Raw genomic sequence first — 23,601 nt, 5'->3', positions numbered from 1 at the left:
AGCGGCCTCAAACTGTTCTAGCCATTTGGAGGGAGAGCTCACATGTTACACGTTAAAGACGAAGGAATACAAGATATGAGGAAATATGACGATGCTCCTATTCTGACCAAATCTTTTTGCGAAAACGAGATTCAATATGTGATATCGCAAATTGATCGGAATCTGGAGAATTTTACAGACAAGTTTCCGTCGTCGTCCAGTATTAACAATGTATACGAACCATGGGACAATTTTGAATGGACTCCAGGGTTTTGGACGGGGATGCTGTGGCTGGCCTATGAAGTGACAGGAGATATGAAATATCGCTTAACAGCTGAAGGGCAGTTGGAAAGCTACAAGAAACGGTTAGAGGATAAAGAACATACAGCCACTCATGACCTGGGATTCCTCTATACGCTCTCTTGTGTCTCCGCATACAGGCTGACCGGTAACGAGGAAGCGAAGAACTCGGCACTCCGTGCGGCCGACTTGCTTCTTGAACGGTATTTCGAGAAAGCGGGAATCATCCAGGCTTGGGGCAATCTAGACAACCCAAAACAGCGCGGTCGTATGATCATCGACTGCTGCATGAATTTGCCGCTGTTATACTGGGCTTACGAAATGACCGGCGAACGGAAATATTATAGCGCTGCAGTAAGTCACGTCAAGCAGGCCGCCGCTTATTTGATCAGAGACGACGCTTCCAGCTACCACACGTTCTACATGGATGTGGAATCGGGTGAACCGAAATACGGCAAGACGGCGCAAGGATACTCCGATGATTCGTGCTGGTCGCGCGGGCAGGCTTGGGCGATGTATGGTTTTCCACTCAGCTACATTTACTCAAGGGATTCCGAATTGCTCGACGTGGGGCAAAAAGTGACGAATTACTTTTTGAACAGACTTCCGGACGATTACGTGCCCTACTGGGATTTAATTTTCACTGAGGGCCCCGAAGAAAGAGACAGCTCTGCGTCGGCCATCGCCGTATGCGGCATGCTGGAGCTTGCCAAGCATTTACCCTTGTCGGACAATAACAAGCGTATATACGAAAATGCCTCGTTACATAGCCTGAAATCATTGGCTGACAAGTATACGGCCAGGAGTGATCCGAGTTCCAATGGTATATTGCTGCATGGCGTTTACGGCAAGCCGGCCCCCGGCCATGGTATCGATGAATGCTGCATTTGGGGGGACTATTTTTACTTCGAAGCGCTTGTAAGAGTTTATAAAGATTGGAAATTGTACTGGTGATCGAAATCGGACACATGTCCCGGGAAATTCGAAAGAAATTGATTGGGGAGATAACCAATGAAATCATCTGTAGAAAAGAATGAAAAATCCCTTGAAGCAGTAGGCCATAGTGATTACGGCTTTGAGCGGTTGTATCAATTGCCGGACAGGTGCTTCTCTGGGGAAGGATTCATTATGCATGAGGACTATCGCTACTTGAGGGCAGGCGAGAGTGTTTCCTTGCGCTTTTCGGGAAACGATATCGGATGGTCCGCGAGCGATGGCCGGAGCTACAGATTAAGGCTCACCGGGGAAGTTGACCTGCCTCCAATTTGGATGACGGAACAGCACTTTCCTCCGCTTTACCGATTGATCGACGACAGTTTGTGCGAATCTGCGACCCATCATAGTCGGTTCAGTCTGGCCTTGAGTTCTGAGGGGGAAGATTATCCGAGAGAAGCTTATACCAAAGTAGTCTGGAACGAGGTCGAAGGTGGATTCCCAGAACTTAGGAATGCCGGAGTTACATCGTTAGAGATGTCGGTTTGGTGCAAAAAAGAACAAGTCGAGCTGCTGCAGGGTGGATCACTCGAGATGGTGGCGGAAGTGTTCTATATAAAGGAAGGGAAGCATCCACGGGATATTTCTGAAATGGCGGATGCGATTTATCGGATCGACGTTGGAGCAGGTACGTGCGGATGGGAGAAAAAAAACGTCGTCATCCCGGTCGAAGGCAAGCTCGCCTGCTTGCTGATACACGTAACCGGTTGCAACTATTCCGGAAACGTATGGTTGGAAGATCCATGCCTGCAAGCGGAGAGTTCTCTTAATCTTCTTCCCCCGTTTGCGCCTTCCGTGCCGTTTTCCACATCTTTTTCCTGGCTCGGACGAAATTTGTCCAAGAAGGAATGGGCGGCGTTCCGTGTGGAAATCGATGGACAGACTGTATGGGCGGGAGAACGCTTTCAACCGGTTTACCGCTGGCCGGTGTCCGAGTTCGAAATTCCGCACGGCGTCCTTCACTCGGGGAATCATGACATGACAATCACACTCGAATCCGATTATCGGGAACCGCTTCCCTACAAGCTGAGATCGGTCGAATTCGTCAGCCGGCCATTTGATTTCGGTATCTTGTCATGCCCGGACATTGTAACCGCCGGCGAAGCCTTCAGCGTATGGGTTCAAGCGGGGCAGCCGGGTATCAAGGTTCAGGTTTCGGTGAGTGGAGGAACGCACATCCGGCCAGAACAAAGCGAGTTTATCACGGAATGCCAAGGATTTAACGAGATTCGCTTTTTTGCGGAACGTGCAGGAGGAACCGCGACGATCGAGCTGTGCACTGAAGACGGTTCGTGGTGCGATACTGTGGAGCGAGCCGTCGAACGAGACGACGATCATGTGCTGACCGGGACGTCCGATCTTGTCTACATCGAAACAGATGCCAGCGAAATGGCCTATTTCCTTGCTTGGTATATGAACCAACAGATCGGCAACATGACCACATTCCGTCCCGTCTACCGATGGTCGGGTACGAGGTCACTCAGAGAGCAGGATTGGAATCAAACGAAGGAATTATGCGAAAAACTTGGCCTGCAATATGCTCTGATCGTTGAAAACAGGGAATTGCCTGGAAGTGGTGTCAATCCGGAAAGAAAGACACTGGGTGGTCCTAATTTTCTGGGAAGCCAAGCGCATGAACGGGATGGATTTTCCAGTTACTGGGGCGCGAGCCCTGGCGCAGAACGCGAGCTATATAGCGACTTACTGAACAGAATGTCACGCTTGGAAGGGCATGTCGTAGTTCAGACACCTGTGCGAACATTGCACGGCGTCTACTATAACTTGGATCCGCTAGCAGCGAAGGACATGGAAATGGCCGCTATACAGTTCGTCAAGAGCGTCGGGCTCGTTCCGCACTACGCTTCAAGGCACACGGGACCTTCCGTTTTGTTCAAATATTTATACCAGGCTGGTGTTTCCTGGCTAGGAGCGGAATTGATGTATGGTCCGCATGAAGTCATTATTGCTGCGCTAAGAGGGGCATCTCGTGCATACGGTCGAGACAGTTTCGGCGCCCATCTGGCCGTGCAATGGTCTACGACACCGCACGACACTGAACAACGTTACCGACGGTATCGACTTGCTTTGTATTTGTGTTACATGCATGGAGTCGATCAGATCAATACGGAAGAAGGCCTATGGAGACTGGAAGAGCGTTTTGCCGATCTGGAGAGGTTTAGTGTGGCGTGTCGCCGACATACGGACGAACAGCGGAATTTCTACAGATTTGTTCAAACACATACCCGCAGAGGCAGGTTGCACGGATCGATTGCGTTTTTACATGGACAGAATGACGGATGGACGTGTTTTGGACGCAGGAACGTATGGGCTCAGCAGGGGGATGAATGGGCGTTTTCCACTCCGGAAGAAAGCTGGGATCTATTAAAAGTCTTTTATCCACGGTCGGTTCTTTCTGCCATTTATAAACATCCGTGCCCTTCTGAACCGGTGGGCTACTATACCGGTACTCCGTATGGCATCGCAGACATCGTTCCCGTTGAAGCGAATGATCAGATACTTGGAAGCTACGCGTACATGGCCTTTCTTGGCTGGAATACGGCGGATTCGGAGCAAATCCAAAAATGGATTAGGTACGTGCAGGAAGGCGGTACGCTACTCATCGGGCTGCCGCATCTGTACGCGACCAAAAGTCGTTCGGATGCTTTTGGAGAAGCACCAACTCTGGTTGATTCCTCAGACATTCAGCAATTGATCGGCGCCGAGATTACAGGTTATCAAAGAACGAAGCTGGAAACAGGAGAAACGCTCGAAATCGGAAGATTAGAGAAATTGACTGCCAGTGTCCGGATGACAAGCGTGAGCGGAGACCCGTTGATTCTTGAGCATCTGTTTGGAAAAGGAAAAGTGCTGTATGTAAATGCAAAAGCGTATCCTGCAGATCAGCGGATTCGGGGATGGTATGAACAGGTGTTGCATGGCTTTGGGGCTTCCGTAATGGAAATGGAACGTAAGCGAGGTTGGCTAGCCGGCAGCCCGGACATTGGGTTTACGGTATACGAACGGGAAGACGGCTTGCGCGTAATTTACACGCTTAATATCAATTGGTGGGAAGAAAGCTCTTCTCCTGTGAGATCAACTTTGTTGTGGGGAGACCAGGAGATTGAAGTTTCCGTCAATCGGGACAAGATGCATATGATCACCTTGTCCGACAATGTGGGGATCATGACAGAAGACAATGAAACGGATGTCATTGACCTGCGCGAGGATGAACAGGAAGTAAAGTTGACGGTTCAAGGCAGCGGAGACACAGAACTGACAGTATTCGTTAAACATCATGATTCAAATTGCGTTCTGTCTGCAAAGACCGAATCGGGAGAAAACCTGGCGGTTCACAGCGAAGGCTCCCCGCAATCGTGGAAACTGAACGTTCATCTGACGGGATCTGCGATTATCAGCTTGAGATTGATTTTGGAAGTGTGAAATAGAGCAGATACAACTTAATGTGGATTTCATCTAGTACAGGAGCAAGGATAATACGATGATAAGTACACTAGATTAAGAAAGGGGAATTGAATTGAAACCATTGACAGCAGTTCTCCTTGGAGCAGGATCCCGAGGCGCCCGAAGCTATGCGCCCTATGCGCTGGACTACCCGCATGAATTGACTTTTGTAGCAGTTGCCGAACCAGATACGGAGAGAAGAGAAAGGTTTGCCAAGGAACACAATATTCCAGCGGAGCGCTGTTTCTCAAGCTGGGAGCAGGTGATGGAACAGCCGCAAATGTCGGATATCATGCTCATCTGTACGCAAGACAAAATGCACCGCGATCCGACGATTGACTCCCTAAACAAAGGCTACCACGTCCTTCTGGAGAAGCCGATGTCTCCTGATCCAAGGGAATGCATGGAAATGGAGCTCACGGCGAAGGAAAACAATCGCTTGTTATCCATCTGTCACGTGCTTCGATATACACCATTCTGGTCGACAATTAAGCGCTTGATTGATGAAGGTAGAATTGGAGAGGTTGTCTCCATTCAGTTGAATGAAAATGTAGGCTTCTGGCACATCGCCCATAGCTTCGTTCGTGGGAACTGGAACAATTCAAACTCTTCCAGCCCGATGATTCTTTCCAAATCGTGCCACGATATGGATGTGCTGTCGTGGTTAATGGATCAGCCTTGTGTTCGCATCAGTTCCTTCGGCTCACTTATGCACTTTCATTCTGGTAATGCGCCTCAAGGCTCAACAGACCGATGCCTGGATGGTTGTGCGGTTGAGTCCCAATGTGCCTATTCAGCTCCAAAATTTTATTTGGGCGATGGGAAGGGCTGGGCATGGCATTTTGCGCCAACGATGTCTAAAGCTGAAATCGTGGAAGGACTAAAGACTACCCCTTATGGGCGTTGTGTGTATAAATCAGATAATAATGTGGTCGATCACCAGGTGGTCAACATGGAGTTTGCGAATGGCGCCACAGCGACTTTCAGCATGTGCGGCTTTACGATGGAGCAAGAAAGGATCATTCAAATTATGGGAACGAAAGGACAAATCAGCGGTCATAATGATAAGATTGCGCTGTACGACTTCGTGACGAAAGAGAAAAATGAGATTACTGTACATGTACCAAACAGTGGTCATGGCGGAGGTGACTCAGGGGTGATGAGCTCCTTCATAAAAGAAGTACGACAATATGATGGAGGAGAAGGACTGACTTCTGCTGCTTCCTCCGTACGCAGTCATTTAATGGCTTTTGCTGCGGAAGAATCAAGATTGAATAAGGGGCGATCCATTGAGCTTACTGAATTCGCTAATGCAATTATAGGAGCGTGAAAGTATGACGGTCAAAATCGGTTTTATCGGCACTGGAGGCATTGCCAATTATCATCTAAAAAACCTCTTCCAAATGAAAGAGGTAGATGTCATATCGTTTTACGATCTGGATCATCAGCGTGCGCAGCAAGCGGCGTCAAATCACTTCGGAGCGAGAGCGTTTGCTACTATTGACGAGATGTTGGACAGTTCCCGATTAGATGGTGTTTACGTATGTATTCCCCCAATGGCTCACGGTGACGCAGAGCATAAACTAATCGAACGCGGTATTCCTTTTTTGGTGGAAAAACCATTAGGAATAGACACGGAAGTGCCTAATGGCATCGGCGAAAAGATTGAAGAGAAGAAGATCATCACCTCCGTTGGTTTCCATTGGAGGTATGATCAGTCGGCCAGTAAGGCCAAGCAATTGTTGGAACGTAGCAAAGCGGGAATGGCGCTTGGCTATTGGATGGGCAGGATGCCGATGGTTCCATGGTGGAGAGTACAAGCGGGCTCAGGAGGGCAATTCGTAGAGCAGACTACCCACATTGTCGATTTGCTTCGTTATCTGTGCGGGGAGGTTCTTGAGGTCTACGCCGCTTACGCACTTCAGGTCATGGACGAGCAAGTGGAAGGTACCGATGTGCCAGACGTTGGAACTGTAACCTTGAAAATGGCCAACGGCATGATCGCCACCATTTCCAATACTTGTATGCTACCTATAGGCCATCATATCGGACTTGATATCTATACAAACAAGGGAGTGTTGGAACTACGGAACAACGAACTTCGTGAGCATACTTCAGAAGGAATACATACATATCCTAATGTAACTAATCCTTATTTCGTTGAAGACGAGGCGTTCATTTATGCCTTGAGAACAGGAGATCGATCACACATTTTATCCGACTATAAAGACGCACTGAAAACCCACGAAATCACTATGGCTGCTAACAAATCCGCTGCGAACGGCCAGGTTGTTTCAATTTCCCCGAACACGGAAGAGAGGGCTTTATAACATTTCGTATTTTATGTCGGATAACAAGGACATTGTCCGAATCAAGTCCGCGTAAATAGCAGGCTTTTTTAGTTGTCGGATCAAGTTCTTGTCATATTATTATGTAGAGACATTTGTGTAGTTATTAGATTTAGATTATTTAGATTATTATTAGTCCGCAGTACAACGACATGAAAGTGGACCTCATTTAAACCTTGTTAAATCAAGGTTTTTTGTGTTTATAGGGATTTTCTTGTCGTTATTTTTGCGACGAGAAGATCCCTACAATACGTGCAGACGACAAGAAAATCCCTGGAATATGAGCAATTTGATTTGAATTGTATCAGAAATGGAAATTAGTCATGAAAGTTACACTTTTTTAAGTGGTAATTTTATGTTTTTAATTAAAACACTAGATCACAAAAGAATGCAAAATGAGACTGTGCGTACTCGAATGAACCACACAACCAACCATGCGATTTATCATCGTAGGGTGGTATCGCTATCAATGCGAATAACCGCTCAGGAAATATTGCTATTAATATATACTCCCACCTAGTTCAAATGGACCTATGTTTCAATCAATATGACTGGGAAAATTTAATGTTTCTTGCAAAGTAGGTTTCTTTGAAATTCATCGTAATACATTTGCCCTTTTCAGCTATTAATCTACAATTAAGCTAAAGTAATAAAGACTATAGAAGCAGAGGCGCATTAGAACTTTACTTTCCAAGTTCTAGTCCACCGCTGCGTCATTTTTACCCCCTATGGATGTAAATGCCTCTTGCGAGGGCACTATAGATGAGTAAAAAAATTAGAAATGATCGGTCTGTGGGAATCTAGCTGCATGATGAACTCCTAAGGTAATTGTTCGGTTAAACGTTAGTTCAAAAAATTCAAAATAAAAAGGCTGACGCGGCAGCCTTTTTATTTATGGAAGCCTAATAGGCCAACTTAACCGTTATGTTGACTAGATCAATAAAACTGCCTTTAATATTTTCCTTAGCATTGTAAATCCGCGTTTTAAGTGGTACCCCAAGTGGGCATTAACGTTTGTTTTTAATCATTCCAATTATTATAACTACTAACAAAATAATATTAAATCCCCATAAAGTATATAGCCAATTTTGTTGAATATTAATTGTTTTCAATAGCAACCCTGATATTATGATTAAACCAAGGTTTTCTCTATTTAATCTTTTAAGTCTGTACTTCCATATTCTATAAACAACTAGGCCGATGATTACGACATATAGTAAAATTCCAAAAAGCAAAACCATTTATAACCTCCCATATAATAGACATATAGGTAGAAAAACTCCAATTCAATTATGCCATATTATCTGTTAGATTACTATTAAAAATGTGATACGTAACCATAAGCGTCACCTATATCATCTTCACAATCATTAAAATCATTGATGACTGCTACCGCAGAAATAGCAGCAGCTCCACCGGCTGCGACTAAACCAACCAATGTTCCCCATGTTAGTGCTGCCAACGCAGTCGAAAGCAATAATGCGGCCACATCATATTGAAAATCATCGTAATTATCCTCAAAAGAATCTACTGCGGATTTAGCTGAATTAAAGAAGGTGTTCGTTGGTGAAATAGTTCTATTAATATTGGATCCAGCTGAAGACATAAAGTCAGACTCATATGCGGAAAAATCAACATCACTAAATGTAGCAAATGTAAAGCTACTATAGTCGCTGTTACTATAGTAATGACAATATTGAGGTATTCCTCCTGTGGCATTCGCTGCCATCACTGTAAATTGATCGGATTTGCTGCCGCTATCCAATAACTTACCATCAAGATACAGTTCGTTGTTTTTTGTGATTTTATAGTTCTTTACTGTTGAGCCATCTGCAAATCTAGCGTTATACTCTGCTATGCTATTGAATTCAGGTTCTAGTTGATAATCATTTGTTTCTGTAACAGAAAATAATGTATCAGTACCATTTTTGCTAATAGTAATAGTAGTATCCTTTTCAGTAGTACCAAGAACTTTGCCATCAGATGTAACTAATTTCTTTGACTTGTGAGTAGTTTTGGTTTGTGGCTGAAATTTCTTATCATTTGATGCGGCATAACTTGAACTGGCTACTCCAAAAAACATTGCTGAAGCTAATGTTGTTGCGATAATTGTTCTAATTGATCTTTTCATCTCTAAATCTCCTCTTTTCGTTGTAATAATAGTTTTTAAATTAATAAAAGTTTGCTAGGATATTTACGATAAAATAAAACAAACAATAAGCATCTCCATCCATTTATTGTAAATATTAAGCCCGAAATAGATTATACTACTCTTTTTTACAAAAATAACCTATTTATTTATTTTAAGTGATATATACCTAATAATTTCCGTGGTCATAGTATAATAATCATAGATTTAATGGAAAGTTTTATACATTACTAGTAATATATACCTACTAATTTTTATGATTACAGTACACTATTCATAAAATAATTGAAATCTCGAAATACGGGAAATTCCAAACAGCCCCCACTTGAGGAGAAGAGTTGTAAGAAGTGAAACTGCTATTCTTCGGTCTATTTAACATACATAAAGCGCTGATCCGAACCTGATCGAATTTCTCAGATCGAAGCAGCTCAATGACGGGGTGAAGGTAGGGACGATCGATAAAGTATTTCGCGCACTTGGGCTTGCACAAATATATCCTGGTTATCGTGAAGAAGCTGCAGGAGCGGAATTCGCCCGAGCATAGCATACAAAACTCTTACGGAAAAAGAGCGTCTCTGCTGAGGGACACTCTTTTTTTTGAGAGGTAAGTTTCTCGTTAGATGAGAATCGCGTATCGCACCGATTTTTAACCAGCCGATCCACAAGTAGCGATGACCAAGTTACTCTGCTCCATTTTGGCACATCCACATCGATTTCCTTAGGCATCATCCCACTGTTATTCCAAGAGTAGATTTGATTTTTTTGAATTGGCTGTTCAATGGATAGTAACAAGCAAGTCCCTACATTTCTGCAGATATGATGCTTCAATTGTAGAGGGATTTTCTTGTCGTTGTAGTTCCGCCGTTTTAAACGATAAGTTGACAAATCATTTTAACTGCATTATTATTTAAACAAATGTTTAATTTAAATGATTGTTTAATAAAAAAGGAGTGGTTACATGAGACAGTCAATAGCTGCATTTTTAAAACCGGCGTCAACGAAAGTAGGGATTATCACCGCGATTACGTTTCAATTGTTGTTTAGTATCATATGGATGACCGGGTATTCGGGGGTTTCGGATAATACGAAGAATTTGAAGATCGCGATCGTCAATGAAGATCAGGCAATGGGAGGCAAGATTGTTCAAAGCCTGCAGAGTAATCTGCCTTTTAAGATGGAAGTTATCGCTTCAAATGAGAAAGCGCAGAGCAAGCTTAATCTGCGCGAAGTGCAGATGGTTATGCATATTTCGCCGGATTTTTCGAAAAAACTTCAAACGCCAGGGCAGACTGCACCAATCACCTATTCGGTTAATGAATCGAATCCGTCCATGACGAAGTCGATCATGCAGGCTGTGGCGGGGAACATTACGGCTACGGTAAATAAAGAGGCTGTCGCGGCAGGGGCATCGGCTGTATTGACCCAGATGAATCCGCAGCTTCCTGCTGAACAAGCGACTCAGATCGCACAAGGACTTTCGAGTAAAGTGAGCTCGGACATTCAAAGCACGAATAAAGTGAAGGATATGCCAAATCAAATGCTGCCGATGATGCTTGTGCTAGCTTCCATTGTGGGGACGATGATCATGGGGATGAACTTCAATGTTTCTACCACTCTATTAGGTGCTTCTCTTTCTAAAATGCAAAAAATGGCCGCGCGTATCGGTATAACTGTCATTGCTGCGGTTGTCATTGGACTTATCAGTGCCACTATGGTTGTTGCATTAGGAGGTCAAGTAGATAAAGGCTTTGTTGCTCTGTGGGGCTTCGAATCGTTGTTTTTATTAACTTTCGCTTTGGTTGCACAAATGTTTTTGACATTGTTTGGGAACGCAGGTATGCTATTTAACATTGCTATGTTATCCCTGCAGTTGGTCTCCTCTGGTGCGATTGTGCCTAGAGAGTTACTGTCGGATTTCTATCATACAATAAGTAATTTCTTCCCGGCGACTTATGCCGTGAACGGGCTGATGAATATTTTATTCGGTGGACCTGGTGTTGGCAGCGAAGTTGGCTACTTAGTGTTGATAGCCATAGTTGCGCTCGGTATTGATATGCTAGTTGTTTTGGTGAAAAAAGCAAATACAGCTTCATCCGCAGCTCGTGTTCCATCAAACGCTTAACGATCGATGAGGAGGGCGCTAGACATGGCTCAACAAGATTCTGATATGAAAATGAAAATTGTGCTGGCTGCGAAAAAGCTCTTCGCGAAGCATGGTTATGATGCAACTAGTGTTCGTCAAATATGTGAGGAGGCCGGGGCCAATGTGGCCCTGGTTTCCTATTATTTTGGTGGAAAAGAGAGCGTTTTCCATGAAATATTTAAACAGTTTTTCCCTGTAGAAAAAATATCGGAATTTATTAAAGTTGAAGATCCGCTGGCAGGTATCCAAATAGTAATTAGAGAAGTCGTGAAGCTTCGAAATGAGGATCCGCAGATGATTAGTCTGATTCAGATGGAGATTATCGCAATTACCCCCCGTGTAGAGAAAATGAGGGAGCTTGTTTTTCCGCTATGGAAAAAGGTTCGTGATTTATTGGACAAGGGCAGACAAGATGGGCTATTTGAGTTTGAATCGCTAGATAGCACACTGATGTTTGTGTTAGGTGCGATGTTCTTTTATAAGCAGAGGGAGTTTTTCGAGCCTATGTTTACGGAAGAACGGCCCGATGTGGAAACCTTGATTAGACAGACAACGACATTCGTCATGCGAGCACTCGGCTATCAAAAATAGAGGGGAATGGGCGATATGGGCAAATCTACTATTGTGTGTTTGGGTGAACTGTTAGTTGATTTTGTGCCGGAGGAAAATGGACAAGCGCTAGCCGACGTTACGAAGTTCGGACGGGCTGCGGGCGGAGCTCCGGCGAACGTGGCTGCGGCGGTCGCCAAATTAGGCGGCGACGCAAGGTTTATAGGGAAAATCGGCCGGGACCCTTTCGGCGATTATCTAGTTCGCACGCTCCAGGAGGTTGGCGTGCAAACGGCTGTGCTCCAGACCGATGAGGCGAAGACCGGTCTGGCTTTTGTTTCACTGCGCGCGGATGGTGAGCGCGATTTCTTGTTCTTCCGCGACCCAGCGGCGGACATGCTGCTGCGCGCAGACGAAGTCGAGACGCAGTGGCTGGAAGATGCCGCGGTTTATCATTTCGGCTCGGTATCGCTGATCGCCGAGCCCTGCCGTACCGCGACGCTCGACGCTGCGCGGAGAGCGAGAGCTTTTGGCGCATTGGTGTCGTACGACCCCAATGTGCGGCTAGCCCTGTGGCCGAGCGCGGAAGCCGCTCGGACTGAGATCCTTGCGCAGCTAGGGCTTGCGGATGTGGTCAAGGTCAGCGAGGAGGAAATCGAATTCCTCCTCGGCGTAGACGCGACCACAGGTGCGCAGCAGCTGCTGCAGCGCGGGCCCAAGGTGATTATTATCACCTTGGGGGCGCAGGGCTGCCGCGTCGTAACCGCGCGGCAGGATGTCGTAATCCCCGGCGTGCCTGTGGCAGCCGTGGATACCACAGGCGCCGGCGATAGCTTCGTCGGCGGTATGCTCTTTCAGCTGGCGGCGCTTGGCGTGACGCCAGCCACAGTCGTTGACGCACTGGCGGAGCCTGGTGCGGCTGAGCAGGTTTTCGCCTTCGCGAACCGCGTCGGGGCGATCACCACGACGCGCAGGGGAGCGATTCCTGCGTTGCCAACACTTGCAGAAGTAATTGAGGGGATCCAGCTTTAAGCTGGGTCTCCTTTTTTACTAGCCTAAACTCCACTACTATATCGTGCGAACTCGAATTCTGTGGTATCTACAAGAGGTAACGATGGAATGGTAGAGTGGAGTAGGTGTAGCAGACTGGTCTTCCTGAACCAAAGGGATAATGGGAACAGAGTGGTAGCTCTGAAGTGGTGGTAAGGCGGAGCAATTGGGTGGCGTGGTGAGAGTAGCTAGTAGTAGCTGACTAATGCTCCTGAGTCGAAGGATAGTGCGACTAAATAGGTAGCTCTGAAGTGGAGGCTTGCCGATTTTTTCGTAGAATGGTATGAAATGGCTCGGTGGCTGTAAATGGTAGGATGTCCCTGAGTCGAAGGGATAGTGCGAATAGATAGGTAGTCTTGAAGTGAGAGCATGCCGAGCTATTCGTGTTGAATGGTGGGGATAGTAGAATAGCTGTAGATGGTTGATGTTCCTGAGTCGAAGGGATAGTGTCGATAGAAAAAGCTAACCTCGGTAACTCTAGCAATCTGCGCCGCTAACTACTTTTTTCAGAAATAACCATTTTTTTTGTAAATGGATGTTGAAAAATGGAAGTTTATGTGTTACTTTTAATATATTGTTTCGAACTTATTGATCATACAGTTTGATTTGCGAAGAACGCAAATTTCGGAGATGGATTTTCCGAGGTTTGCGTTCTTTTTGTTGTGTTTGAAGGGAGGAGGTGATCGATTGAACCGCAGGAGAAGCCTGCTAATTAGTGTGATTGCTGCGGTGCTTGCTGGGTTGCTCGTATACGGGGTGTATGTGTTGCAAGTGAACCAGGTTGAGATGCAGCAGACGGTTCAGGTTGTGGTTCCGAGGGATTTTATTCGTGCGGGTCAGTTTATTCGTGACGATATGGTCGAGTTCAAGGCGATTCAGAAAGGAAGCTACACAGCGGACATGATGACGAGGCTTGCTGATGTTGTTGGACAGGAATCCATGATTCCCTTAGGTACGCAGGAGCCAATTCTGAAATGGAAAGTGAATCGCTATCATCTATTGCCCAATGAGCAACAAGCGACTTTTCAAATTCCCAAAGAATATCTACTCACGGTTTCCAATGGTATCCGCGCTGGAGATCGGGTTCGTATCTATGTATCGGGGAGTGATGGCAGCTCACGCAGGCTATTCGATGAGAGGGAAATTGCAGTTGCTTCTGTGAAGTCCTCTGCCAATGTGGAGGTGGATAATCCGAAAAATTCAAATCTGTTCTCCAAAGTTGAGGGAGATGAACAGAAGATGTACACCTCCAGACTAGAAGCAAATGGCGCTATTGATCAGATAAATTTAAATTTAACGGAGAAAGAATGGCTCCAGATTGATCAATTATGCTCTACGAAGAAGGCTAAGCTAGTCATTGCTTTCAGTTCCACGTCGATTCTTGTAGGGGAGTAGGAGAGAAGGAGAAAGAGGGGAGGGTGTCGGGTGAAGTGGAGAGTGGTGGCAGGGAGTCGAGTAGAAGTGGATGGTGGCGTGCAGAGTAGGAGCAGCAGTCCATTAACAAGCAACTAGGAGTGAATACTGCGTGAGATGTTAATTTATCAAAAAGAGAGGTGAAACAATATGCAAATCGGTCTAGTGTCGACGGATCAGCGTTTGATTGATGAGCTTACGAATGTGGTGTATGTGAAACCGTTTGGGTGGCGAATATTTTCGGAGGCGAATGATTTACAGCCTAAATCAATGGAGCTACCTTACTCGTACGTCATTATTTCTGATCGGGAGCTAGCATACGGGGAACTGGAGGAGTTTCTGGAAGGCTTGCAGGGGCAAGATCCAGCGATGAAGGTCATCGTGTTACTTTCGAATTATCATGATGCCTCGATCAATGAGAAATATGTGAAAATGTGCAAGCTGATGAAGCTGGATTATATCCTCCCAGGACGCAGTACGGCTGTGATTGCGGATGAAATCCGCGCATGGGTCGATGGGTCGAGTGGAGGACAATCGAATCAGGCGCTTCCTGGTAAATTGGTTACGTTCGTTGGCTCTACCCCGAATATTGGTACGACGTTGGCGTCTTTTGGCGTGGCCTGTATGTTAGCGATGGAGACTTCGAAGAAGGTAGGTTATCTTTGTTTGAATCTCAAAAGCTCAAAGCTCCATCGATACCTGGGGCGTGAAGAGCACCTTGTTACGTTAGATGGGTTGAGAGCGGAACTGAAGGCGCAAAGTTTAACGCCTGAAAGGTTACTTCACGTTTGTGATAAGCCGAAAGAGGCGCATGGGCTGCACATTTTATACGGTAATATGCTTCGCGAGCAGGCTGAGTTTTTTACACCAGCAGAAATTATTCATTTATTGCGGGTGGCGCGAGGCGCTTTTGACATCTGTATGATTGAAGTTAGCGCTTATTGGGATAATGCGGCGACGGTTAGCGGGCTGCTTGAAGCAGATAGCAAAATCGTTGTCACGACAGGGGATATTGCCCATTTTCAGGAGGATTTCTCAAGGTGGATTCGGCAGGTTGGGTCTGTATTTGGCTTGCAGCCGGATGCTTTCGAGCTTATGGCTGTGCAAACGGATCGGCATGCGAAGCAAAGTGAGTTCACGATCAAAGATATTCGCAAAGAAACGCAGCTGCATTTGATTGGACATGTCAGCAAACACGGGGATGCGCTTGCTCGTTGCAATCAAGGTAAGCTGATGGAGCTGTTGAGCTCAACGCATCCGATGCATCAAGAGGTGAAGGCTGTGGCGCGGAAATTCGCGGATTATTACAAGCTGCCTCAAAGGACGAGTGTGCGTCAGGAAACATGGTTTCAAAAGCTTCTCGCCGGCAAACGTGCGGTTAGCTAAATCCATATCAGGAGGGTAAGGGAGTGAGCGGGAAAAGATTTTCGATGATTACCTACATGCATGAACGTAGGACGGAAGAGGCAGTTGTTGGATTGGGTCACTATCCGAAATTACATGCGACCGGGTTAAACGATCCCAAGGATGGGATGGTCGAACGGACCAACGAAGTGCGTGCAAGCAGTAACGGTCAGGATCAGGCGGGTGAGGAAGCTTTTTTCCAGCAATGGGTTCAGGAGATTCGCAGTGAGCTTGTTTCCTTGAAAGGCAGATCAGAAAGCGAAAAGCAGCTGTATAACGAGACGTTGAATCGCGCAATCCTGGGCTATGAAGAGGATCGTGGCAAGCTGCTGGCGATCATTCATGATCTCGTGTCGAAAAGAAGGCTTTCCGGCATTCCTCCTCGGACTAGTGGTTATACGACGTTGCCTGAAGCGATTTTTGCCGAAATTATTGGCTTAAATGTCCTTGAACTTGTCCTCAAACAGAAGGAAGGCTTGGAAGAGATTCAGGTTGTGGGGAGGCAGATTTTTGAGGTGCGCGGTGGCATGGCAAGACCTTCTCTTTATGAGCTTCCATCGATCCGTGAATTAGAGCGAATTCAACAAAATTTGGTGTTATTCAACCACGATACCCTGAATCCCAGGAAGCGCTGGGCAGAGGTTGTGCTCCAAGATGGTTCACGTGTGACGATGACAGGCTTCGGATTCACAGCAGAACCGACATTAACGATTCGATTTTATACCGTAAAAAGATTTGATTTAGCCTCGCTTGCCTCGCCAGACCTTGCCACGATGGATGCCCGCATGGAGATATTACTTCGTTGTTTCATCCGCACGTATTTCAATTTGGTCGTTATTGGGCCGACAAACTCAGGTAAAACAAATCTTATCAAGGCGATCATCGCCGAAATGGACGATAATGAGCGAATCATTACGATTGAATCCCGATTTGAGTTGAATTTAATGCGAGATTTTCCACATAAAAATATCGTCGAATACGAAATAGACGAGGAAGATCCGAGGCATTCAGGTTTACAGGCATTTAAACTGGCGTTAAGGCAGTCCCCGAAGCGCATATGTCATGCTGAAATTAGGGATGAAGATGCTAATTTGTATGTTCGCGCTTGTACGCGTGGCCATGAGGGCAGTTTGACAACGGTCCATGTGAGTGAGCTGGAGGATGTACCCGATGCGATTACTGACATGTGCATGCTCGATGGCAGAGGGATGGATTCGAAGCGGTTGACGAAGCGGATTACTGAATTTGTTACACATATCGGCATTGAAATGCAGGTTGTTCACGGTAAAAGAAAGATTGTGCGAATCGTCGAATACCGCTATGAAAATGATTGCGTTTTCGTCACGAATCTAGCTCTTTATGACAACTCGACAGACAAATGGACATTTCCCGGGAAATTGTCGCTTCATGCATCGCGAAAAGTAAAGAAGGCTGATGCGGGGAGCTATTCGCTGTTGATAGAGCACGGATTTATCGAAAATGATGGGAAAGAAGGCGATTTAGAGGGGTGACTTTCGCCAAATATGTCTTTCTCTTGTTGTTATTTGTGATCGTTTTTGTGGTTTTTCAAGCTCTTCTAGAGCTGCTGATCCGACAACGCAAAGCCAGATTCAGGTTGCACTATGTAAAAAACGCCACAGTTAGCGCGAGATTAAGTGCTTATTTGGAGACATGGGGCTGGATTTATAAGCACATAAAGGAGCTATTGGAATCCGTCGAATCCAAATTAAGCATGCGAGCGATGCTGACGATAAGTCTAGTTGGGTTGTTGATGGGGTTGTTGGCTGGAGGATTGTTTTTTCAATCCTTAAAAGGAGCCCTTATCATTACCACGATCGGTGCTTCGCTGCCCTATTTGCTGCTAAGGGTCAAACTGGTGAGTGTTCGTTTGCGAACGAGGTTAGAGTTTCTCCCTGCTGTCGAAGTCTTTTACCAGACTTATATGATGGACCCTAATCAAAATATGAAAATCGCGCTGAAGTATTGTCTAGAGGAAAATCGAATTCTGTATCCGATAAGGCCTGTTTTCGAGCAGTTATATCGTCATTTGATGACGCAAAGGGATACAGAGGAAAGCTTGCGAATTTTCGCTCTCACGCTCGGTCATATCTGGGCGGATTATTTTACGGGGATCATGCGAGTGGCATTGAAAGAGGGAAGCTTTGTCGGAGATAGCTTGAAGGAGCTCATCAAGGATATGCGTAAAGCTCAGCGCTTTAATCAGATGGAACGAAATCGACTTTTGGAGATTCGCATTGCGAATTTTACACCAATCGGATTCATGGCTTTATTCATGTGGATTAATTTCAAAGTGAACGCGGACAATGCTTATTTGTATTACGTGATCGACCCGGCGGGGCGGAATATGATTTTGGATGCCCTTTTATTAATTTTCATTTCGTTTTTGATGGGGATCTACTTATCCATGCGAAGAATGTGAGGAGGTGAATGTTGTGGTTTTGGTCAACACCCAGCTGTTAATGCTGCAGTACGCTTCGCGTTTGCTATTATTTATACTTTTGATGATCATGATTTACCAAGGTCTTAGGTACATTCCGTTACGCAAGAAGAGATGGCGTTCTCTGCGTGTAAAAAGCACGCTAAAAGAGGCTGATATCCCCTCGTGGATGTATAAAATGCTTGGGATGAGCACGAAAGCGGTAGAGGAGAAGCGCCAATTGCTGTTGGGGTGTGGTATTTGGATGAATGCGAATCTGTATGAGGGTGTGAGAAGGCTGCTTCTAGGTGGTTCGCTTCTAATCGGAGGTATGGGGTATGCGGCTTTCCAGCGTCCTTGGCTCTCTTTGCAAATGCAGCCTGCTTATGTTCTTGTTGGCGCTGTGGTGGTGTCGATTTTTCTGATATGGGATGGAAAAGTGCTGGCACAGTTAAAAGAAAAGCGATCCCAGCGCATCGTGAGGGATATTTATGCAATCAGTCGACAGCTCTTGTACTATAATGAGTCGAAATTGAATTTGCATGACAAATTATCCTTATGTGTGGGTCAGACGACGTCGATTCGAGCTCATGTTCAACTGCTGCTGAATGAATGGTATCAGGGGGCAGAAGAAGCGATTTCCCATTTTAAAAGGAGACTAGGAACCGAGGAAGCTCATAGCTTTGGAGAGACGCTGAATGCGCTCAGGTTGAATGAGCATGGTGGCTATTACGAGCTGCTGAAGCAGCGGATTCAGGACTATAAAGAGAAGATGGAATTGATTCGCGACAGCAAGAAGGAAACGGTATCGTATGTGCTTTTTGTGCTTGCGGGACTGCCGATTCTGAATACATTTCGGGTGTTTATGTACCCTTGGATTGCCGAAGGACAGCGATTATTTGATGCTATTAACTAATGAGCGACGGGAGAGCGAAGAAATGAGAAATATTTTAGTAACAGTGATGATGTTGATTGTGGTGGCTTTATTGTTTACGACGATTATTAATGATGGATCTACGGGAATGAGACGTAATATTAATACGCATGGGACGACAGCGAATACGAATATTACGGCACTTCAACCATAGTGATGGCAGGCGATGTATGAGGTCTATTCTTGTGACGGTGCTGTTGATGATTGTCGTTATCGGTATTTATGTCGATGTGGTAGGGGGAAATACGGGGACACGCAGGCAGGTTAGCGATAGCGGGGCTAGAATTAATGGGTCTATCGAGCGGATTAATCCATGAAGCAGATTTTGGTATTTATCCTTTTTTCAACTATGCTTTGTTGGTTCATGTTTGCACCGGTTTATAAGCATATCGTGATTGTTCGACAGGCTGTGCTGCAAAAGGAAGTCGATTATTTGCTTGAGGTTGGCGCGAATGGCAGCCATGGGTATATCAATGCAGCGATGATTCAGGAATCCAGAGCTCGCATGGCGGAAAGAGGCTTCGTGCCTGGGGATATTGCGTATGTTGTGGGTACCAACACTGGTGTTAGTGGGATGAATGATGGAGCCCCCGTATGGCGAGGGACGGGCTTAAGGTTGACGATGACGTATCCGTATCACCGACTTTTTGTAATTGATCAACTTGTCGGAATTACCGTCCCTGCTGCCTCTGATCGTATGGGCGCAACAGGTATGAAAATGAGTGAATATGTGCCATGAGAGTTGAGGGATTGGCGTGTATAAGCTGCTATTAATGATCTTAATGAGCGTGGTGCTTATGTCTTTGTACGCCCTTCAAACCGATGAAGAATTAGCGATGCATACCGTGTTTCAGGGGAAGCATGCTCTGAACAATGCTGTACATGCGGCTGCTCAGCAAAGTGATGGGGCGAAGCTGGCACAGGGGATTTATTCGATTGATGAGACGAAGGCGAGAGAGGCTGCGATGGCCTATTTGCAGGCGAATTTACGCTTAGATGAGGATAATAGGCCATTGCCGGATACTTTTTTGCAGAGTACGGTGGTAGTTGAACTATTTAAGGTTGTTAATGAGGGGGAAATATTTCCCTATACGTATCAGGATGATGCGCATGACTATACGGTTAGGCTTGAAAGGCCTGGGGTGATTATGTTTATTCGATTGGCGTACCCACGAGCGTATAAGGTATTGCAGCCGATTACTTGGACGATCAAGGGTTCGGCGGAGATGGTGTTTTGAATGGGGGGCAAGGGGACCGCACATCAGATATCAGACATGAGACATCCAGATATCAGACATATAATCGATGTCGGGCAAGAATGATAACAATGGGTATTCATTGTATAATGAGGGTGAGGTGTGAAATTAACGGCGTATAGGAGTCGATTCGAATGACAATTTTTCAGCAAAGGCAGCAATTGCTGCAAGATGAGATGCGCAAGCGAGGATGGTCAGGCTTCCTGGTCACACAGAACGTCGATATATATTATTACTGCGGCTCGATGCAGACGGGGTATTTGTTCATTCCGACGGAGGGCGAAGCGATCTATCTCGTTCGTCGGAGTTTGGTACGAGCGGAGGAGGAAGCGGCAGCGGCCGTCGAAGCGCTTGGCTCTTGGAAGACGCTCGGAGAGCGGCTTCGCGCGCGCTGCGCGTGTGGCGATGCAGCGGCGGTTGAGCCGCTGCGTGTGGCGGTTGAGCTGGACGTGTTACCCGTCCAGCTGTACTTGCGGTTGCAGACCGCGCTGCCCGGCGCGGTCTGGGAGGACGGCGCGCTACTCGTGCGAGAGCAGCGCATGATCAAATCGCCGGACGAAGTCACGGCGATTCGGACGGCCGCGCGCGTCGTCGACGACGCGCTGGAGGCGGTCATCCCCCACATTCGTGAGGGGATGGCGGAATTTGAGCTGATGGCGCTCATTGAGCATCAGCTCAGGCTGCGCGGGCACCAAGGGCTGATGCGCATGCGCGCGTACAATTCCGAGTTGATCACCGGAATGGTCGCGTCAGGCGCTTCGGCAGCGGTGCCGACGTATTTTGACGGGCCGGCCGGGGGCACGGGGCTTCACCCGTCCAGCCCGCAAAGCTCGGGCCGCGCGCTGATTCGGCGCGGCGACCCGATCCTCGTCGATATCGGCTGCACCATCGACGGGTACTTGATCGATCAGACGCGTACGCTCGTGATCGGGGATCTAGAGCCTGAGCTGCAGCGAGCCTATGACGTGGCGGAGGCGGTCCTCCGCGCCACGGAAGCCAGGCTGCAGCCGGGCACGATTGCCGAGCATCTGTATCTGCTCGCGCTGGATCAAGTACAGGAAGCTGGGCTGGGCGCCCACTTCATGGGGTACGGCGCTGACCAAGTGAAATTCCTTGGTCACGGCATCGGGCTCGAAATCGACGAACTGCCCGTTCTCGCCAAGGGATTCAAATACCCGCTGGCGCCCGGCATGGTCATCGCAATTGAGCCCAAGTTCACCTTCCCGGGACGAGGTGTCGTTGGTATTGAAGATACGTATCTGATCACCGAAAGTGGATACGAGAAATTGACGTTATCCCGAGATGGGATACGTCGGATATAGGTTAGGACTCACATGATAAGTGAGATATTGCTCTATGTATGCTCCTGTACATAGATGACATAGTAGAGTGACCTAAGGGTGAAGTTAATCGAATAAATAGACTAACTCGAGAGAGAAGTGGCTCCTACGGCGGGGCAGGTCACAACTATTAATGAAAAAAGACTACCAATGGAGTTAAGGCTCCTTCGGTAGTCTTTTCATATCATTTTATTCATAAGATGTTCGATTAGATCCGCTCAATCACCTTATCAATCAAACCATACTCACGCGCATCCTTAGCTTCCAAGAAGTAATCGCGATCCGTATCCAGTTCGATTTTCTCAATCGGTTGTTTGGTCGTTTCGGAAAGAATGCGGTTGAGTGTGCTGCGCGTTTTGAGTATGTGCTGCGTGCGGATAAGGATATCACTCGCTTGCCCCTGCGCGCCTCCCCAAGGTTGGTGAATCATGACTTCGGCATTCGGGAGTGCGAATCGTTTGCCTGGAGCACCAGCGGTAAGGAGAACAGCGCCCATGGAGGCGGCCATACCTACACAAATCGTGGATACGTCAGGCTTAATGAAATTCATCGTGTCATAAATCGCGAGTCCAGCTGACGTAGATCCCCCTGGTGAGTTGATGTAGAGCGAAATATCCTTCTCAGGATCCTCCGCGGCTAGGAACAAAAGCTGGGCAATAATCGCATTCGCTACGTGATCATTCACCTCTGTGCCAAGGAATACGATGCGGTCTTTCAGCAAACGGGAATAAATATCGTACGAGCGCTCTCCGCGCGCGGTTTGTTCGACTACCATAGGTATGAAGCTCATTGCAATCATCCTTTCTATTGTGAAAATCAGTTTATTTTGTTTAATCTACTAAAATGTTTAGCCCATTAAGCGGCTTTGCATTGGATCGTATTCATATGAATCGTAGTCTTCTGGCTAAAACCAGAGGATACCATGATGAGTCGAACGGGTTCTTGATTTTGAAAAGCTGGGATCTCGCGAACGGTAACAGTTGCTTCAGAATCTATGATCGTGGACTCTTGTCGGCGATAGGTGTTGATGTCAATGACTTTGTTACTGGACGAGTCCTTTGGGCTGCGTTCGCTCGGCTGTTCCCAAGCAACGATAGGTGTTACTGATGACGGAGCGGAATCCTGCTTTTTCTCACTACTCATGCAAATGCCTCCTTATTCCTTCGGTTTGGGGTACACGGCTAGCAGCACATGGTAGGCGTCTTGGTTAGGGGACGGAGCCTGACTACTGGAGTACCGTTCTACTAATTGTTGAACCATAGCGGTGTATTCTTCAATGAACATTGACCGTTGCTGTTCGGAACATAAGTGAACCTGAAGCTGCAGCGTCGCACTCGGAATCGCTTCGCCGACGTCAGACTGCTCCATGAGCAGCATAGCATCTCGACGTATCCGCTCGGATGTCGTCACGAGATGAGCGAGAGAGCTTTGGTCCTTCAGCTTTTGCAAGGTTTCAGGTTTCATGCTGAGCGATTCGGCAAGAACAAAAGTTTTGGCGATGGATCGATAGAGCACCTCGACCAGATTGCGCACTTGGCGCGTACCTACGCGCGTGACTAGGCCGGCTTTCTCCAACGCCTTGAGGTGATAGTTGATGCGCTGAGCAGTCTCACCTAAGGTGCGCGCCACTTCCGCGGCGGATCCTGGATCTAGGAGCTGGGCGATGATTTCGCCACGAAGCGGATTGAGCAGCACAGTTGCCTGCTCCGGGGACTCGATGTAGTAGCTGTCTTGGATCTCTTTGTCTAGTGGCATGGAGTGGATAGCCTCCGTGTACAAAGTATATGTTACGTACAAATATTTTATTACGTGGAGCATGGAAAGTCAATGGGCGGGAGGATGGG

Annotated in this window: 21 protein-coding genes; 17 read left to right on the top strand and 4 right to left on the bottom strand. The window is 46.8% G+C overall.

Annotation, left to right across the window (positions count from 1 at the left end):
• Positions 1–42: 42 nt before the first annotated feature.
• From AC58PQ_RS22555 to AC58PQ_RS22540, 4 genes are all read left to right on the top strand, one after another.
• A complete protein-coding gene (locus tag AC58PQ_RS22555) occupies positions 43–1,233 on the top strand; it encodes a glycoside hydrolase family 88 protein (protein WP_497245537.1) in 1,191 nt (396 codons plus the stop codon).
• Positions 1,234–1,290: 57 nt separating this feature from the next.
• Positions 1,291–4,713, top strand: coding sequence for a type 1 glutamine amidotransferase family protein (locus tag AC58PQ_RS22550; RefSeq protein WP_497245535.1), 3,423 nt, complete (start codon positions 1,291–1,293; stop codon positions 4,711–4,713).
• 94 nt (positions 4,714–4,807) lie between these two features.
• On the top strand, positions 4,808–6,064 hold the full coding sequence (locus AC58PQ_RS22545; protein ID WP_497245533.1) for a Gfo/Idh/MocA family protein: 1,257 nt from the start codon (positions 4,808–4,810) through the stop codon (positions 6,062–6,064).
• A 4-nt stretch (positions 6,065–6,068) separates the two neighbouring features.
• A complete protein-coding gene (locus AC58PQ_RS22540) occupies positions 6,069–7,064 on the top strand; it encodes a Gfo/Idh/MocA family protein (protein ID WP_497245531.1) in 996 nt (331 codons plus the stop codon).
• A gap of 1,336 nt (positions 7,065–8,400) precedes the next feature.
• On the opposite strand, the gene AC58PQ_RS22535 is transcribed toward AC58PQ_RS22540, so the two are convergent.
• Entirely contained in the window at positions 8,401–9,213 is an 813-nt protein-coding gene (locus AC58PQ_RS22535) for a hypothetical protein (protein WP_497245529.1), read from the bottom strand.
• Positions 9,214–10,189: 976 nt separating this feature from the next.
• Here AC58PQ_RS22535 and AC58PQ_RS22530 point away from each other — a divergent pair.
• The 13 genes from AC58PQ_RS22530 to AC58PQ_RS22470 all read left to right on the top strand — a co-directional run bounded on the left by AC58PQ_RS22530 (position 10,190) and on the right by AC58PQ_RS22470 (position 21,739).
• The gene (locus AC58PQ_RS22530; RefSeq protein ID WP_497245527.1) at positions 10,190–11,353 is read left to right on the top strand and encodes a YhgE/Pip domain-containing protein; all 1,164 of its coding nucleotides are present in this window, start codon (positions 10,190–10,192) and stop codon (positions 11,351–11,353) included.
• Between the two features lie 24 nt (positions 11,354–11,377).
• Entirely contained in the window at positions 11,378–11,965 is a 588-nt protein-coding gene (locus AC58PQ_RS22525) for a TetR family transcriptional regulator (RefSeq protein ID WP_497245525.1), read from the top strand.
• Between the two features lie 15 nt (positions 11,966–11,980).
• Positions 11,981–12,955, top strand: coding sequence for a PfkB family carbohydrate kinase (locus AC58PQ_RS22520; RefSeq protein WP_497245523.1), 975 nt, complete (start codon positions 11,981–11,983; stop codon positions 12,953–12,955).
• 705 nt (positions 12,956–13,660) lie between these two features.
• Positions 13,661–14,368 carry a CpaB family protein gene (locus AC58PQ_RS22515; RefSeq protein ID WP_497245521.1) on the top strand — a complete coding sequence of 236 codons (708 nt, stop codon included), beginning with the start codon at positions 13,661–13,663 and terminating at the stop codon, positions 14,366–14,368.
• Positions 14,369–14,536: 168 nt separating this feature from the next.
• Positions 14,537–15,772: a CpaE/TadZ family protein gene (locus AC58PQ_RS22510; RefSeq protein WP_497245519.1), complete on the top strand. Its 1,236-nt coding sequence runs from the start codon at positions 14,537–14,539 to the stop codon at positions 15,770–15,772.
• Positions 15,773–15,795: 23 nt separating this feature from the next.
• Positions 15,796–17,301 (top strand): ATPase, T2SS/T4P/T4SS family, encoded by a 1,506-nt coding sequence (locus AC58PQ_RS22505; RefSeq protein ID WP_497245517.1) that lies wholly within the window; start codon positions 15,796–15,798, stop codon positions 17,299–17,301.
• Entirely contained in the window at positions 17,298–18,230 is a 933-nt protein-coding gene (locus AC58PQ_RS22500; RefSeq protein ID WP_497245515.1) for a type II secretion system F family protein, read from the top strand. Before AC58PQ_RS22505 ends, AC58PQ_RS22500 begins: the two co-directional genes overlap by 4 nt.
• A gap of 13 nt (positions 18,231–18,243) precedes the next feature.
• Positions 18,244–19,143, top strand: a complete 900-nt coding sequence (locus AC58PQ_RS22495; protein ID WP_497245513.1) for a hypothetical protein — start codon at positions 18,244–18,246, stop codon at positions 19,141–19,143.
• Between the two features lie 22 nt (positions 19,144–19,165).
• On the top strand, positions 19,166–19,315 hold the full coding sequence (locus tag AC58PQ_RS22490; protein ID WP_497245511.1) for a hypothetical protein: 150 nt from the start codon (positions 19,166–19,168) through the stop codon (positions 19,313–19,315).
• A gap of 31 nt (positions 19,316–19,346) precedes the next feature.
• Positions 19,347–19,478, top strand: a complete 132-nt coding sequence (locus AC58PQ_RS22485) for a hypothetical protein (protein ID WP_497245509.1) — start codon at positions 19,347–19,349, stop codon at positions 19,476–19,478.
• Positions 19,475–19,900, top strand: a complete 426-nt coding sequence (locus AC58PQ_RS22480; protein ID WP_497245507.1) for a hypothetical protein — start codon at positions 19,475–19,477, stop codon at positions 19,898–19,900. Before AC58PQ_RS22485 ends, AC58PQ_RS22480 begins: the two co-directional genes overlap by 4 nt.
• 16 nt (positions 19,901–19,916) lie before the next feature.
• Positions 19,917–20,399 (top strand): hypothetical protein, encoded by a 483-nt coding sequence (locus AC58PQ_RS22475; protein ID WP_497245505.1) that lies wholly within the window; start codon positions 19,917–19,919, stop codon positions 20,397–20,399.
• A 152-nt stretch (positions 20,400–20,551) separates the two neighbouring features.
• Complete coding sequence (locus AC58PQ_RS22470; protein ID WP_497245503.1) at positions 20,552–21,739, top strand: M24 family metallopeptidase; 1,188 nt, start codon at positions 20,552–20,554, stop codon at positions 21,737–21,739.
• A 226-nt stretch (positions 21,740–21,965) separates the two neighbouring features.
• On the opposite strand, the gene clpP is transcribed toward AC58PQ_RS22470, so the two are convergent.
• The 3 genes from clpP to AC58PQ_RS22455 all read right to left on the bottom strand — a co-directional run bounded on the left by clpP (position 21,966) and on the right by AC58PQ_RS22455 (position 23,512).
• On the bottom strand, positions 21,966–22,547 hold the full coding sequence (gene clpP, locus AC58PQ_RS22465) for an ATP-dependent Clp endopeptidase proteolytic subunit ClpP (RefSeq protein ID WP_497245501.1): 582 nt from the start codon (positions 22,545–22,547) through the stop codon (positions 21,966–21,968).
• Positions 22,548–22,612: 65 nt separating this feature from the next.
• Positions 22,613–22,900, bottom strand: a complete 288-nt coding sequence (locus AC58PQ_RS22460; RefSeq protein ID WP_497245499.1) for a hypothetical protein — start codon at positions 22,898–22,900, stop codon at positions 22,613–22,615.
• Positions 22,901–22,912: 12 nt separating this feature from the next.
• Positions 22,913–23,512, bottom strand: a complete 600-nt coding sequence (locus tag AC58PQ_RS22455; protein WP_497245637.1) for an ArsR/SmtB family transcription factor — start codon at positions 23,510–23,512, stop codon at positions 22,913–22,915.
• Positions 23,513–23,601 lie beyond the last annotated feature (89 nt).

The organism is Paenibacillus sp. J22P143, from assembly GCF_059692035.1.
Note: the sequence above shows the minus strand (reverse complement) of the source record. Positions and strands in the feature narration are given on the sequence as shown.

Coding starts and splice junctions, on each gene's coding strand:
- AC58PQ_RS22555 (WP_497245537.1), top strand. CDS start 43: ATGTTACACGTTAAAGACGAAGGAATACAAGATATGAGGAAATATGAC.
- AC58PQ_RS22550 (WP_497245535.1), top strand. CDS start 1,291: ATGAAATCATCTGTAGAAAAGAATGAAAAATCCCTTGAAGCAGTAGGC.
- AC58PQ_RS22540 (WP_497245531.1), top strand. CDS start 6,069: ATGACGGTCAAAATCGGTTTTATCGGCACTGGAGGCATTGCCAATTAT.
- AC58PQ_RS22535 (WP_497245529.1), bottom strand. CDS start 9,213: ATGAAAAGATCAATTAGAACAATTATCGCAACAACATTAGCTTCAGCA.
- AC58PQ_RS22530 (WP_497245527.1), top strand. CDS start 10,190: ATGAGACAGTCAATAGCTGCATTTTTAAAACCGGCGTCAACGAAAGTA.
- AC58PQ_RS22525 (WP_497245525.1), top strand. CDS start 11,378: ATGGCTCAACAAGATTCTGATATGAAAATGAAAATTGTGCTGGCTGCG.
- AC58PQ_RS22520 (WP_497245523.1), top strand. CDS start 11,981: ATGGGCAAATCTACTATTGTGTGTTTGGGTGAACTGTTAGTTGATTTT.
- AC58PQ_RS22510 (WP_497245519.1), top strand. CDS start 14,537: ATGCAAATCGGTCTAGTGTCGACGGATCAGCGTTTGATTGATGAGCTT.
- AC58PQ_RS22490 (WP_497245511.1), top strand. CDS start 19,166: ATGAGAAATATTTTAGTAACAGTGATGATGTTGATTGTGGTGGCTTTA.
- AC58PQ_RS22480 (WP_497245507.1), top strand. CDS start 19,475: ATGAAGCAGATTTTGGTATTTATCCTTTTTTCAACTATGCTTTGTTGG.
- AC58PQ_RS22470 (WP_497245503.1), top strand. CDS start 20,552: ATGACAATTTTTCAGCAAAGGCAGCAATTGCTGCAAGATGAGATGCGC.
- clpP (WP_497245501.1), bottom strand. CDS start 22,547: ATGAGCTTCATACCTATGGTAGTCGAACAAACCGCGCGCGGAGAGCGC.
- AC58PQ_RS22460 (WP_497245499.1), bottom strand. CDS start 22,900: ATGAGTAGTGAGAAAAAGCAGGATTCCGCTCCGTCATCAGTAACACCT.
- AC58PQ_RS22455 (WP_497245637.1), bottom strand. CDS start 23,512: ATGCCACTAGACAAAGAGATCCAAGACAGCTACTACATCGAGTCCCCG.